Annotated in this window: 13 protein-coding genes; all 13 read left to right on the top strand. The window is 55.7% G+C overall.

The window, feature by feature from the left end; translation table 11 throughout:
- Positions 1-22 precede the first annotated feature (22 nt).
- Positions 23-1,120: a transcription termination factor NusA gene (nusA, locus tag XYCOK13_RS07085; RefSeq protein WP_213411192.1), complete on the top strand. Its 1,098-nt coding sequence runs from the start codon at positions 23-25 to the stop codon at positions 1,118-1,120.
- Between the two features lie 33 nt (positions 1,121-1,153).
- A complete protein-coding gene (gene rnpM / locus XYCOK13_RS07080) occupies positions 1,154-1,468 on the top strand; it encodes an RNase P modulator RnpM (protein WP_213411191.1) in 315 nt (104 codons plus the stop codon).
- Positions 1,461-1,802 carry a L7Ae/L30e/S12e/Gadd45 family ribosomal protein gene (locus XYCOK13_RS07075; protein WP_213411190.1) on the top strand — a complete coding sequence of 114 codons (342 nt, stop codon included), beginning with the start codon at positions 1,461-1,463 and terminating at the stop codon, positions 1,800-1,802. Before rnpM ends, XYCOK13_RS07075 begins: the two co-directional genes overlap by 8 nt.
- Positions 1,777-4,278: a translation initiation factor IF-2 gene (infB, locus tag XYCOK13_RS07070; protein ID WP_213411189.1), complete on the top strand. Its 2,502-nt coding sequence runs from the start codon at positions 1,777-1,779 to the stop codon at positions 4,276-4,278. The genes XYCOK13_RS07075 and infB overlap by 26 nt, the downstream gene beginning before the upstream one ends.
- Positions 4,279-4,285: 7 nt before the next feature.
- On the top strand, positions 4,286-4,642 hold the full coding sequence (gene rbfA / locus XYCOK13_RS07065) for a 30S ribosome-binding factor RbfA (protein WP_213411188.1): 357 nt from the start codon (positions 4,286-4,288) through the stop codon (positions 4,640-4,642).
- Positions 4,639-5,628 (top strand): DHH family phosphoesterase, encoded by a 990-nt coding sequence (locus tag XYCOK13_RS07060; RefSeq protein ID WP_213411187.1) that lies wholly within the window; start codon positions 4,639-4,641, stop codon positions 5,626-5,628. Before rbfA ends, XYCOK13_RS07060 begins: the two co-directional genes overlap by 4 nt.
- Positions 5,625-6,572 (top strand): tRNA pseudouridine(55) synthase TruB, encoded by a 948-nt coding sequence (gene truB / locus XYCOK13_RS07055; protein WP_213411186.1) that lies wholly within the window; start codon positions 5,625-5,627, stop codon positions 6,570-6,572. Before XYCOK13_RS07060 ends, truB begins: the two co-directional genes overlap by 4 nt.
- A gap of 35 nt (positions 6,573-6,607) precedes the next feature.
- Complete coding sequence (locus tag XYCOK13_RS07050; protein ID WP_213411185.1) at positions 6,608-7,552, top strand: bifunctional riboflavin kinase/FAD synthetase; 945 nt, start codon at positions 6,608-6,610, stop codon at positions 7,550-7,552.
- Positions 7,553-7,682: 130 nt separating this feature from the next.
- Positions 7,683-7,952, top strand: a complete 270-nt coding sequence (rpsO, locus tag XYCOK13_RS07045; RefSeq protein ID WP_213411184.1) for a 30S ribosomal protein S15 — start codon at positions 7,683-7,685, stop codon at positions 7,950-7,952.
- 227 nt (positions 7,953-8,179) lie between these two features.
- The gene (pnp, locus tag XYCOK13_RS07040) at positions 8,180-10,282 is read left to right on the top strand and encodes a polyribonucleotide nucleotidyltransferase (RefSeq protein ID WP_213411183.1); all 2,103 of its coding nucleotides are present in this window, start codon (positions 8,180-8,182) and stop codon (positions 10,280-10,282) included.
- Positions 10,283-10,461: 179 nt separating this feature from the next.
- Positions 10,462-11,472 (top strand): polysaccharide deacetylase family protein, encoded by a 1,011-nt coding sequence (locus XYCOK13_RS07035; RefSeq protein ID WP_244865051.1) that lies wholly within the window; start codon positions 10,462-10,464, stop codon positions 11,470-11,472.
- 123 nt (positions 11,473-11,595) lie between these two features.
- Positions 11,596-12,879 carry a M16 family metallopeptidase gene (locus XYCOK13_RS07030; RefSeq protein WP_213411182.1) on the top strand — a complete coding sequence of 428 codons (1,284 nt, stop codon included), beginning with the start codon at positions 11,596-11,598 and terminating at the stop codon, positions 12,877-12,879.
- 10 nt (positions 12,880-12,889) lie between these two features.
- Entirely contained in the window at positions 12,890-13,288 is a 399-nt protein-coding gene (gene dut, locus XYCOK13_RS07025) for a dUTP diphosphatase (protein WP_373314351.1), read from the top strand.
- Positions 13,289-13,553 lie beyond the last annotated feature (265 nt).

The raw sequence follows: 13,553 nt of genomic DNA, 5'->3' as shown, positions 1-13,553 counted from the left end.
TTGAAAGGAGGATAAAGGGTAGATGAATACCGATTTTATTGAAGCTTTGCAGGAGATTGAAAGAGAAAAGGGGATCAGCAAGGATGTGCTGCTGGAAGCGATTGAAGCAGCATTGATTTCCAGCTACAAGCGAAACTTCAATACCGCGCAAAATGTGCGGGTGGATATTAACCGCCATACCGGCGTCATCAAAGTGTTCGCCCGCAAGACGGTAGTCGAAGAAGCGCTTGACCCGCGCATGGAGATTTCGCTGGAAGCCGCGCGCGACTTGAATGGAAATTATCAGTTGGATGATATTGTGGAGCTGGAAGTGACGCCCCGCGACTTCGGCCGAATTGCCGCACAGACGGCGAAGCAGGTCGTGACGCAGCGCATCCGCGAGGCGGAGCGCGGATTGATTTATCATGCGTTCATCGACAAGGAAGAGGATATTGTGACCGGCATCGTGCAGCGCATTGATCCCCGCAATGTGTATGTGGACCTCGGGAAGGTGGAGGCGGTGCTCCCGCAGAACGAGCTGATGCCGACCGACAAGCTGACCCACAACGATCGGGTGAAGGCTTATATCACGAAGGTCGAAAACACGACGAAGGGACCGCAAATTATGCTGTCCCGAACGCATCCGGGCTTGCTCAAGCGGCTGTTCGAGCTTGAGGTGCCGGAAATTTATGACGGCGTGGTGGAAATCCGCTCGGTGGCCCGCGAGGCCGGACACCGCTCGAAGATTGCCGTCTATTCCCGCAATCCCGAGGTAGATCCGGTCGGCTCTTGCGTCGGACAGAAGGGCGCACGGGTGCAGACGATTGTCAACGAGCTGCGCGGCGAGAAGATCGATATCGTTCGCTGGTCGGAGGATGTTGAGGAATACGTGGCCAACGCGCTTAGCCCGTCGAAGGTGCTGGAAGTAAATGTGTTCGAGGAAGAGAAGCTGGCGCGCGTCATCGTGCCGGACTACCAATTGTCTCTGGCTATCGGCATCAAGGGGCAGAATGCGCGCCTGGCAGCGAAGCTGACCGGCTGGAAGATTGACATCAAGAGCGAAACCCAGGCGGAGGAGGAGCTCGGTCGTCCGCGTACAGACACTGAGGAGATGCCGCAGGATTTCGTCTCGTTCGATTAATTGAATTCGCTTGTCAGGGAAGGAGGAACTCCGATGCGGAAACGGCGGGTGCCTTTGCGCAAATGTGTCGCCTGTCAGGAAATGCAGACCAAGCGTGAGCTCATTCGGGTGGTTCGCTCCCCCGAGGGCGAAATTGAGATAGATTTGACCGGCAAGAAGCCGGGCAGGGGCGCATACTTGTGCGGCAAGGCGGCATGCTTCAGGCTGGCGAAGAAGAGCCGTGCCTTTGAGCGTGCGCTTAAGGCTGCTGTGCAGCCGGAAATCTATGACCGGCTGGAACAGGACTTCATTGAGATGGAAGAGGAATTCGAGGCTTGGAAGTCCGCTTCAGGTGATGAGGATGAATAAGGCGTTGCAAGCCGTCGGCCTGGCTATGCGTGCAGGCGCCCTGGCGTTGGGAGAGGAAGGCGTGATGAAGGCCGTTCGCTCCGGCAAGGCCAAACTGGTGCTGCTGGCGTCCGACGCGTCTGCGAATACGGCGAAGAAGGCAGAGGACAAATGCAGGTACTACGAAGTGCCGATTGTCCGCTCATTCAGCCGGGAACAGCTTGGAGCGGGCACCGGCAAAGGCGAACGTGTGCTGTTGGCCGTTACTGATGACGGGCTGGCAGGCCTGATCAGACGGCATTTGGAAAACTCAGCGGAGGTGACTGGTATTGAGCAAACAAGAAAACAAAGATAAACTGCGTGTGTATGAATATGCGAAATCGTTAAATATGAGCAGCAAAGAGATCATTACGATTCTCAAAAGATTGGATATCCCTGTGAACAACCATATGAGCGTGATGGAGAACGAAATGGTCGATGCGGTGGAAAGATTTTTCCGTGATATTAAGGCGAATGCGGCGGCCAAGCGTCAGGACGGCGACAAGGAACCGGCCGCAGCAGCGCCGCAGCAGGAACGGCGTCCGGAGCGCAAGCAGGATGGCCAACAGAACAAGCAGCAAGGAGGCGGCCAGGCGCAGGCGAAGCCGAGACAGGAAGGCCGCGGCCAGCAAGGCGGCCGAAGCGAGCAGCCTCGCAGCGAAGGCAACCGTCAAGGCCGCGCCGAACGCAGCGGCCAGCGGCCTGCAAACAGCGGCGGTGACCGTCCGCAGCGCCGACCGGACAACAGACCGGACAACAGACCGGACAACAATAACCGTCCGCAGCCCCAGCAGCAGGCGTCACAGCCGCAGCAGCGCAGCGCCGGCAATGTAAATCAAGGCCCGCAGGATGTAGAAAACCTCCGATTTGGGCGGGATTCGGAGGATCATACGGCGAGCAAGGGCAAGACAACCAAAAAGACGAAGTCCAATCAGCGCCGGTTCGACGATAATAAAGCGAGCGGGCTTCGCAGCGGCCGCGGCGGCAAAAACAACCGCGGACGCCAGCAGCAGCAGCCCCGCAAGGAGAAAGTCGACAACACGCCTAAAAAGATTATTGTCCGCGGCAATATGACGGTTGGCGAATTAGCCAAACTGCTGCATAAAGATGCATCCGAAGTAATCAAGAAGCTGCTCTTCCTTGGCGTCATGGCGACGATTAACCAGGAGCTTGACCTGGAAGCGATCCAGCTTGTTGCCGACGAGTTCAAGGTAGAGGTTGAGCTGAAGCTTCCGGTAGAGGAAGATCCGTTCGAGATGACAGAGGAAGCGGAAGATCCGGAAAACCTGGAGGAGCGTCCGCCGGTAGTCACGATCATGGGTCACGTCGACCACGGCAAGACTACGCTGCTTGACGCCATTCGGGAAACCCGCGTTACCGAAGGAGAAGCAGGCGGCATTACCCAGCATATTGGCGCATACCAGGTGGAAATCAAGAACAAGAAGATCACCTTCCTCGATACGCCAGGCCACGAAGCGTTTACGACGATGCGTGCGCGCGGCGCGAAGGTAACCGATATTACGATCTTGGTGGTTGCCGCTGATGACGGCGTCATGCCGCAAACGGTAGAGGCGATCAATCATGCGAAGGCTGCAAATGTGCCGATCATTGTAGCCGTGAACAAAATCGACAAGCCGGAAGCAAATCCGGATAAGATCAAGCAAAGCCTGACAGAGTACGGGCTCGTGCCGGAAGAATGGGGCGGAGACACGATCTTCGTCAACGTCTCGGCCAAGCAGCGCCAAGGTCTTGACGAGCTGCTCGAAATGATTTTGCTTGTCGCAGAGGTGCAGGAATACAAAGCCAATCCGAATCGACTTGCGCAAGGGACGGTTATCGAGGCGGAGCTGGATAAGGGCCGCGGACCGGTTGCCCGCATCCTGGTGCAGACGGGCACGCTGAAGGTGGGCGATGCATTCGTCGCCGGCGTCAGCTTCGGACGGGTGCGCGCCATGGTCAACGACAAGGGTCGCCGCCTGAAGGATGCCGGACCGTCAACTCCGGTGGAATTGACAGGTTTGAACGACGTGCCGCAAGCAGGCGACCGTTTCATCGTGTTTGAGGATGAGCGCAAAGCCCGCGAGATCGCGGAGAAGCGTGCCAATACCCAACGTGAAAGCGAGCTCGGCGCCAACAAGAGGGTTACGCTGGACGATCTGTACAAACACATTCAAGAGGGCGATGTCAAGGAGCTGCCCGTCATTATCAAGGGCGACGTGCAAGGCTCGGTTGAGGCGCTGCGCGGCTCGTTGGAGAAAATCGATATCGAGGGCGTTCGCGTGAGGATTATTCATACGGGTGCGGGTGCGATTACGGAATCGGATATTATTCTGGCTTCGGCATCCAATGCGATCGTGATCGGCTTCAATGTTCGTCCGGAGCCGCTAGCCAAAGCTGCGGCAGAGCAGGAGAAGGTTGACATTCGTCTGCATCGGATCATCTACAAGGTCATTGAAGAGATCGAATCGGCCATGAAAGGCATGCTCGATCCGGAGTACCGGGAAAATGTGATCGGCCACGCTGAAGTCCGCAATATCTTCAAGGTGTCCCGTGTCGGCACGATCGCCGGCTGCATGGTCCTGGACGGCAAGATGACCCGGAACGCGGAGGTCCGCTTGGTACGGAACGGCATCGTCGTTTACGAAGGAAAGCTGGACAGCCTCAAGCGATTTAAGGACGACGCGAAAGAAGTGGCGCAAGGATACGAGTGCGGTATATCCTTCGACAATTATAACGACCTTAAAGAAGGGGACATTATCGAGGCTTTCGTCATGGAAGCTATAGAGAGGTGATAGGCTTATGGCCAAAATTCGCGTAGGCCGTGTAGGCGAGCAGATCAAAAAAGAGCTGAGTCACATTATCCAAAACGAACTGAAGGACCCTCGCGTAGGATTTATTACGGTCACGGGCGTTGATGTAACGAATGACCTGTCTCAGGCGAAGGTGTACTTGAGCGTGATGGGCAGTGACGAGGAGAAGGCGGATACGCTGAAGGCGCTCGAGAAAGCGGTCGGGTTTATCCGTTCGGAACTGGGCAAGCGCGTTCGGATGCGGCATACGCCGGAGCTGCTGTTCAAATTCGACTCCTCCATTGATTATGGCAGCCGGATTGAGGAGCTCCTGCAGAACCTGAACAAGGGAGATTCTTCCCGATGAGCGGAGCAGCGGCTTACGTCGCAGAGCTGGAAGCGGCCAAGCGGTTCATGCGCGAGCATGACCGCTTTCTGGTCCTGTCTCACGTAAGTCCGGACGGCGATGCGATCAGCTCAACCTGTGCGATCGGCTGGATGCTGAAGCAGCTTGGCAAGAGCTATGTGCTCGCGAATGCGGATCCTGTGCCCGGCAAGTTCGCTTATTTGAAGGGGGCAGACGAGATTCGCCGGCTCGCAGATTTGTCGGCGGAGGCGCCGTTTGCCTGCGTGATTGCTGTGGATTGCGCCGACTATTCCCGCTTGGGCGATGTCTCGCATCTGCTTGCCGAAAATTGCGCCATGCTGAACATTGACCATCATCCGACGAATGACCGGTTCGGCACGCATGCATGGATTGTTCCGCATGCTGCGGCAACTGCGGAAATATTGTTCGATTTGTTGGAGAGCTTGGAGCTCAAGTGGGAGCAATCGGTTGCCGAAAGCCTTTATACGGGGCTGTTGACGGATACAGGCGGCTTCCGCTACTCCAACACCTCGGCGAAGGTGCTGCGGCAGGCCGCACATTTGCTGGAGCTGGGCTGCAGCGCAGATGAGCTCGCGGCGCATTTGCTGGAGAAGGTCACTCTGTCGCAGCTCGACTTGCTGCGCAAGGCTCTGTCCACGCTGAGCTTCCGCCGCAACGGCAAAATTGCCTGGATCGCGGTGAGTATCCAGGATCTTGTCGATACCGGCGCTTCGCCCGAGGACTTGGACGGCCTGGTGAACTATCCGCGCAATATCGAAGGGGTGGAGGTCGGCATTCTGTTCAAGCAGGTGGAGACCGACCGCTATAAAGTCAGCTTTCGTTCCGGCGGCAGCGCTGATGTGGCCAAGGTAGCGCAGCAATTCGGCGGAGGCGGCCATATTCGGGCATCGGGCGCGACGGTTGCGGGCAATCTGGAGGAAGTGGCCGAACGTGTGCTTGCCGCTGCCGAGGAGGCGTTGACATGACCGGTACTGGGGGCGCCGAAAGAGTTGGCGTGCTGCCGATTTGGAAGCCGGCCGGCCTCACCTCGCATGATGTCGTAGCAAAAGCCCGCCGACTGCTTCACATGAAGCGAATCGGCCATACCGGCACGCTCGATCCGCAAGTGACGGGCGTGCTTCCTCTTTGTCTGGGACGAACGACCCGATTGGTCGAGTATATTCAGGAAGCCCCGAAGGAATATGCAGCCACCATGATCATAGGCTATGCCACCGACACGGAAGATCTGGAAGGGACCGTCGTGGAACGGGTCGACGAAGTCAAGTTGACAAAGGATCAGGCGTTATCGGCATTGGCAGGGTTTGAGGGAGTCATTCGGCAAATTCCGCCGATGTATTCGGCACTGAAGGTCGACGGCAAGCGTCTGTACGAATGGGCGAGACAAGGTGTGGAACTGGAGCGCCAGGCGCGTGAGGCCATCCTGTACAGCCTGACGCTGACCGATTGGCGAATCCGTGATGACGGATATCCCGAGCTGTCCTTCCGCGTGACCTGCTCGAAGGGCACTTATATTCGAACGCTGTGCAAGGATATCGGAGCGGCGCTCGGCTATCCGTCGGTCATGAGCCGGCTCGTGCGGACCTCTACCGGCCATATTGGCGAGGAACGCTGCGTGACCTTGGAGCAGTTGGAGGCGCTTGTACGAGACGGTCGGGAGGAAGAGGCGATTTTGCCGCCGGATTATCCGTTGCGCCATATCCCGCAGCTGACGTTGTCCGCCGATTTGGCCGAGCGCGCGCTGCATGGACAGAAGCTGCGTCTGCCGAGCGCTCCGGAAAGCGGGGATGCAGAGAAGGATGAAATCCTGTTCCGGGCCTACAGCAGCGACGGACGCTTCCTGGGCATGTTTCTCTGGGATAAGAACGGGCGATTGCTCAAGCCGAAAAAGATCATGGCGGCTTCGGATTAGATTAAACACGATAGAAGGATGGGAGACGAGAGGCCATGCAGACGATTCATTTATCCTTTCCGCTAGGCGCGACGGCGAACATGCCTGAGGCGCAGGCTGTGGCGATTGGCGATTTCGACGGGGTGCACTTGGGCCATCAAGACGTCATTCGCCGCGCCCTGTCGATCGCGCGACAGGAAGGGATCGCTTCGGCGATTATGACCTTTGATCCGCATCCGCGTGAAGTATTGGGATTGGCAGGGTATTCCCGTTATCTGGCGCCTCTGCCGGAGCGATTGGAGCGGTTCGCCGCCATGGGGGTAGACCGCACCTATATCGTCCATTTCGACGAAGCGTTTGCCAAGGTGTCGCCGGAGCGGTTCGTGGAGGAGATGCTGCTGCCGCTTCGCATACATGCGGTAATCGTCGGTTTCGATTTCACCTTCGGCCATAAGGGCAAGGGTACGGTAGACACGCTGCGCGAACTGGGCCGAGACCGGATGCGCGTCGAGGTTGTTGAGCCTTATCATATGGAAGGCGACAAAGTCAGCAGCACGCTTATTCGCGAAAGTTTGCATATGGGCAACTTGGCGAGAGCGGAACGCTTCCTTGGCCGGTACTATGCTATCCGCGGCAAGGTCGTGCACGGAGAAGGCAGAGGGACGACGATTGGGGTGCCGACGGCCAATGTGGAAGTGGCCATGCCGTATGTCATTCCGACAAGCGGTGTGTACGCCGTGCGCGCGCATGTGAACGGGGAGCTGCATCCGGGCGTGATGAATATCGGCGTCAAGCCGACCTTCGGCGGTACTGGTCCGGATGTGCTCGAGGTGCATCTGCTGGATTTCCGTGGCGATCTGTACGGCGAGGAGCTGGAGGTGGAGTTCGTTCGCTATTTGCGCGGCGAAGTCCGCTTCGGTTCCGTCGAGGAGCTGGTCGCCCAAATTCGCCGCGACATCGGGACGGCCCGCACGGTTTTGTCCGAAATCAGCGGCATCTAGGCGGCAAAGGTTTACTTCTGTACATTCCTTATGCTATACTAGGATGCGTTGTGAACCTCGGCATGGAGCTGCGTAATCACCGGCGCGCTCTGGGCTGCAGGGGATAGATGAAGAGAAGGAGGTGAAAAGGATGGCATTAACTCAAGAACGCAAGCAGCAGTTGATTTCGGAGTACAAGGTTCATGAATCCGATACAGGATCTCCGGAAGTACAAATCGCTATCCTTACGGAAAACATCCAAAACTTGACCGAGCATTTGCGCGAGCATAAGAAGGATCATCACTCCCGCCGCGGTCTGTTGAAGATGGTAGGCCAGCGCCGCAAGCTGTTGGCATATCTGAAGAACAAGGATGTTAAACGTTATGGTGCTTTGATCGAGCGTCTCGGTCTGCGCCGTTAATCACAGGATACCTAAGCCAAAAGCAACCCGTGTCGCCGCTTTCGTCTCCCGCGCCGCACGTTCGCGCTTGCCTGCGCGAATGTGGACGCGAGGGGGGCAGGGAGGAACACCGGTTGCTTTTTTCCATAGGACTCATTTTTTTCTTCAGAGAAGGAAATACTGGTTAATATGCAGAATGGATTATGGGGCTGCCGAATGCCCAACGCAGGAAGAACAGGAGGAACAGTATGCTTCAGACAGTGGAAATGATGCTGGCTGGCCGCAAGCTTGTCCTGGAAACAGGAAGACTGGCCAAACAGGCGAATGCTGCAGTAACAGCGCGGTACGGAGATACCGTGGTGCTGTGTACCGTAACCGCCTCCAGCGAACCGAAGGATTTGGATTTTTTCCCGCTGACCGTCAATTATGAGGAACGTCTTTACGCGGTTGGCAAAATTCCCGGCGGATTTATTAAGCGGGAAGGTCGTCCGAGCGAGAAGGCGATCTTGGCCAGCCGCCTGACCGACCGACCGATTCGTCCCTTGTTCCCGGACGGCTTTCGCAATGATGTTCAAATTGTCAATCTGGTGATGAGCGTCGATCAAGACTGCTCGCCGGAAATTACCGCGATGATTGGCACATCTGCCGCGCTCAGCATTTCCGACGTACCGTTTGACGGACCGATTGGCGGCGTCATTGTCGGAAGAGTAGACGGCCAGTTTGTCGTGAATCCGACAGTGGAACAGAAGGAAAAGAGCGATATTTTCCTGGTCGTTGCCGGAACGAAGGATGCCATTATGATGGTGGAGGCCGAAGCCGACGAGGTACCGGAGGAAGTCATGCTCGAAGCCATTATGTTCGGTCATGAAGAAATTAAGAAGATGGTGGCGATTCAGGAAAGCTTCGTAGAGATCGCAGGCAAGCCTAAGATGGAAGTGAAGCTGCACAAGGTTGACGAGGCAGTCGAACAGGCAGTGCATACATATGCAGGCGAACGCTTGAAGCAGGCCGTGCGCATCAAGGAGAAGCATGAGCGCCAGGACGCAATCGATGCCATCAACCAAGAGACGATTGATCATTTCACCGAAGTGTATGCAGAGACGCCAGAGTTGATGAGCGATGTGAAGGAAACGCTGTACCTGATCGTGAAAAACGAAGTGCGGAGATTGATCACGCATGAGAAAATTCGTCCCGATGGACGGGCACTGGATGAAATTCGCCCAATCGAATGCGATATCGCGCAGCTGCCGCGCACACATGGCTCCGGCTTGTTCACACGCGGACAAACCCAGGCGCTCAGCGTCTGTACTTTGGGAGCTTTGGGCGATGTTCAAATTCTTGACGGCATATCGCTCGAGGAAGAGAAGCGCTTCATGCATCATTACAACTTCCCGCCGTTCAGCGTTGGCGAAGCAAGACCGCTGCGCCCGCCGGGACGTCGTGAAATTGGTCATGGCGCATTGGGCGAACGGGCATTGGAGAAGGTCATTCCAAGCGAAGCGGAATTCCCTTACACGATTCGTCTCGTATCGGAAGTGCTTGAATCGAATGGATCGACCTCGCAGGCAAGCATCTGTGCCAGCACATTGGCCATGATGGATGCAGGCGTGCCGATCAAGGCGCCAGTCGCGGGGATTGCCATGGGCTTGGTGAAAGACGGCGAGCATGTATCCGTGCTGACCGACATCCAAGGCATGGAGGATCATCTCGGCGACATGGACTTCAAGGTTGCCGGTACCGCGCAGGGTGTGACCGCTATTCAGATGGACATCAAGATCGCCGGCATAGATCGCCAGATCCTGACTGAGGCGCTGGAGCAAGCGCGCACGGGACGGATGTTTATTCTGGGCAAGATGATGGAACGGATTGACAAGCCGCGCACGGAGCTGTCCCCGTATGCGCCTAAGATTTTGACCATGCAGATCAATCCGGACAAAATCCGCGATGTGATCGGCGCAGGCGGCAAGATCATCAACAAGATCATTGATGAAACCGGCGTGAAAATTGATATCGAACAGGATGGACGAGTCTACATCGCTTCGGCCAACAGCGAGATGAACAACAAGGCGAAGCAAATCATCGAAAATTTGGTCAAGGAAGTTGTCGTTGGCGAGACCTACCTCGGCACGGTCAAGCGCATCGAGAAGTTCGGAGCGTTCGTGGAAATTTTGCCGGGCAAAGACGGTTTGGTTCATATTTCGCAGCTGTCGACGGAACGCGTAGCCAAGGTCGAGGACGTCGTGCAAATTGGCGACACGATTACGGTCAAGGTTACGGAGATCGACCAGCAAGGACGCATCAACTTGTCGCGCAAGGCTATTCTGCAGGCGGAAGTGCCGGCAAAAAGCTAGAAGCAGCCTATCGTCACAATCGCATAGCACGAAGCAAAAGAGCCAGAGTGAGATCTGACTCTTTTTTTGTTTGGTTGCGCGGACGAACAGGGAACGCTTGACTGCTAGCGCCCGGCATAATCAGGAAATTCCCCGCATAAATTAAGGACAAACCTGATGAAAGAAGGGTGTGATGCGGATTGGGACATTCCAAAGGCTGGGTTGTGGTCCTCTGCTTCGTGATGGTTGCGGGCGTGTTGACCTGGTCTGGCCCGATTGATGCCTACATCCAGTCTGTCAAGCAACAAGAACCGGAAAGCCGGTATGCATACTATCAAGACCGTTCGCGCAACGCGGAGGGTCTCTATATGAGCGGCAAGGCAAATGACGCGGATCGGCTTCTGATGGAGAAGATCATGCAGCAGGCGGAGCAGTACAACGAGCCGGCTGTCGATGCCAAGCTGGATCCCGTCTGGAAGGCTATACCCGGCTATAACGGCAGGGAAGTAGACGTTGAGCAAACATACAAGCGGTCAAAGACGAACGGGGGAGAGATCGAGTGGGTATTCAGAGAGACGGAGCCCGCCATCCAATTGGAGGATATCGGGCCTCACCCGGTATATAAAGGAAACCCGCGCAAAAAGATGGCCGCATTTATGATCAATGTAGCGTGGGGCAATGAGTATGTGCCGGATATGCTGGATACGTTGCGCGAGCACAATGTGACGGCTACCTTCTTCCTGGACGGTTCCTGGCTGGAGAAAAATGAAGCGTTGGCCAAGCAAATTCTCGAAGCAGGCCATGAGCTCAGCAATCATGCGTATTCTCACCCGAATATGAGCCAGCTGAACAGACAGCAGGCACGCGAGCAAATACAGAAAACCGAACAGTTGCTTGCCCGGATGGGGGTAACGAACAAGCTGTTCGCTCCCCCATCCGGTGACTACAATCAGCAGACTGTGGACATCGCCGCGGAATTTGGATTGACGACGGTATTATGGACCCTCGACACGGTGGACTGGAAAAAACCGACACCGGAGTGGATTATACGCAGAATCTCCCCGCGTCTGGAGCCGGGGGCGATGATACTGATGCATCCGACATCATCGTCCAGCCAAGCGCTGGATCAGCTGATCAAGGAGGTACATAGCAAGGACTTGTCGCTCGGCACCGTCAGCGATCTCTTGTCCAGCAAGCGTTTGCCCAGGTAATGAGCCGCGGACGAAACCATGCGGGCTGTCGGATTTTGTTGAGTGTTGTTTCGACTTCTGATAGAATTCATAATTAGGTTTGCCCGATTGCATCGGCCGACTCGAGTGAGGGGGATGTATATTTTGAAGCGATATCGATTGTCTAATGGAATACGGGTGGTGGAGGAACCGCTTGCTTCCTTTCGTTCTGTCTCTTTCGGGATATGGGTTAAGACCGGCTCAAGAAATGAAAAGCCGGAGACGAACGGCATTTCCCATTTCATAGAACATATGCTGTTTAAGGGTACGGACAAATACTCTGCCAAGGATATAGCAGAAATCTTTGATGGCATTGGCGGCAATGTCAACGCTTTTACGGCAAAGGAATATACTTGCTATTATGCCAAGGTGCTTGATGAGCACCTGCCGATGGCGGTCGAAGTGATGGCCGACATGTTTTACCGGTCTGTCTACGCGGATACCGAGATGGACAAGGAGAAGAACGTCATTTATGAAGAAATCGCCATGTATGAGGATACGCCGGATGATCTGGTCCACGATTTGGTAGCCAAGGCCGCTTACGGCTCGCATGCGCTCGGCTATCCGATTCTTGGCACGCAGGAAAATCTGGAGGGCTTTACGGCAGCGGATCTGCGCAAGTATCTGCAGGATTATTATGTAGCAGATGAAATTGTGATCAGTGTGGCCGGTCACTTGGTGGACGGCATGGAGGATTTGCTGGAACGGCACTTCGGCAGTTTGCCGCTGCCCGGCGCACATCCGCCCGCTGCCAAACCCGAATTCGTCGGAGAAACGATCTTCCACGAAAAGCCGACAGAGCAAAATCATATATGCTTGTCTTTCCCGGGCTGCTCGCACAACGATCGGGATCTGTACGCCATGGTGCTGCTGAACAATGCGCTTGGGGGAGGCATGAGCTCCAGGCTGTTCCAGGAAATTCGGGAAAGCCGCGGGATGGCGTATTCCGTCTACTCCTATCATTCCGCCCATACAGACAGCGGGCTGTTGACCATCTATATAGGCACAGCCCCGAAGCAGACGAAGAAGGTGATGGATCTGACGCTGGACATCCTGGGCGACTTGCGGGATCAAGGATTGACGGAGAACGAACTGAACAAAGGCAAGGAGCAGTTGAAGGGCAGCCTCATCCTGAGCTTGGAAAGCACAGGCAGCCGGATGAACCGTCTCGGGAAAAATGAACTGGTTACCGGCGACCACCCAAGCCTGGACGAAATGATCCAGCGTATTGAGAACGTTACAATGGACACGGTGCAGCAGTTGGCCGGGCGAATCTTGAATCATCCGGTCGCCTTATCGATGGTAGGCCAATCGGATAAGGACATATCGAATTGGAGGAATGATTGTCTTGTCTTATCAAATTCTGCTCAAAAAATTGCCGGGAAATGAAGATGTACCGATGCCTCGCAAGATGTCCGAGCTTGCCAGCGGTTACGACTTGTTTGCCGCTGTCGGAGAGCCGGTAGAGCTGGCTCCGGGCGAGCGCGCCCTGATTCCGACCGGCATCGCCATGGCCATGCCTCCCGGATTGGAAGCGCAAATTCGGCCGCGCAGCGGTCTGGCAGCCAAGCACGGCATTACCTGCTTGAACACCCCGGGTACGATCGATGCTGATTACCGGGGAGAGATCAAAGTGATCCTGATCAATCTGGGGCAGGAGGCGTTCCGCATCGAACGCGGCGAGCGCATTGCACAGATGGTCTTCCAGACCGTACCGGTGACGACATTTGTAGAAACGGATGAGCTCCCCGCAAGTGTTCGGGGGGAAGGCGGGTTCGGCCATACCGGCCGCAGCTAATAGCCTTTCATTTAATTCGGAAGAGTGCCGGGCGCATTCGTTTGTGGTTTTGCGCCCGGCGCGAGCGAGCTCAACGATCTAATCGGCATTTTGCGGGAATGGGAATGTCGCTTCAGGCCAATATGCTTTTCTGAAACGCCGTTATCGGCGTTTTATTTGTGTTCCTGTCAAAGATAGAGTTCAGGCGAATGCTGTGGGCAGCTGGAGTTGATTTCAACTTCTATTGGTCGCTATCCCTTTCGCTCAGCTAAACTTTTAGTGGTTC

Source organism: Xylanibacillus composti, assembly GCF_018403685.1.
GTDB lineage: Bacteria > Bacillota > Bacilli > Paenibacillales > K13 > Xylanibacillus > Xylanibacillus composti.
The sequence above is the reverse complement of the archived record's forward strand: the minus strand, read 5'-3'. Positions and strand labels throughout refer to the sequence as shown.

Excerpts from the sequence above, each read along its gene's own strand:
- nusA (WP_213411192.1), top strand. The coding sequence starts at position 23 with ATGAATACCGATTTTATTGAAGCTTTGCAGGAGATTGAAAGAGAAAAG.
- rnpM (WP_213411191.1), top strand. The coding sequence starts at position 1,154 with ATGCGGAAACGGCGGGTGCCTTTGCGCAAATGTGTCGCCTGTCAGGAA.
- XYCOK13_RS07075 (WP_213411190.1), top strand. The coding sequence starts at position 1,461 with ATGAATAAGGCGTTGCAAGCCGTCGGCCTGGCTATGCGTGCAGGCGCC.
- rbfA (WP_213411188.1), top strand. The coding sequence starts at position 4,286 with ATGGCCAAAATTCGCGTAGGCCGTGTAGGCGAGCAGATCAAAAAAGAG.
- XYCOK13_RS07060 (WP_213411187.1), top strand. The coding sequence starts at position 4,639 with ATGAGCGGAGCAGCGGCTTACGTCGCAGAGCTGGAAGCGGCCAAGCGG.
- truB (WP_213411186.1), top strand. The coding sequence starts at position 5,625 with ATGACCGGTACTGGGGGCGCCGAAAGAGTTGGCGTGCTGCCGATTTGG.
- XYCOK13_RS07050 (WP_213411185.1), top strand. The coding sequence starts at position 6,608 with ATGCAGACGATTCATTTATCCTTTCCGCTAGGCGCGACGGCGAACATG.
- rpsO (WP_213411184.1), top strand. The coding sequence starts at position 7,683 with ATGGCATTAACTCAAGAACGCAAGCAGCAGTTGATTTCGGAGTACAAG.
- pnp (WP_213411183.1), top strand. The coding sequence starts at position 8,180 with ATGCTTCAGACAGTGGAAATGATGCTGGCTGGCCGCAAGCTTGTCCTG.
- dut (WP_373314351.1), top strand. The coding sequence starts at position 12,890 with ATGCCTCGCAAGATGTCCGAGCTTGCCAGCGGTTACGACTTGTTTGCC.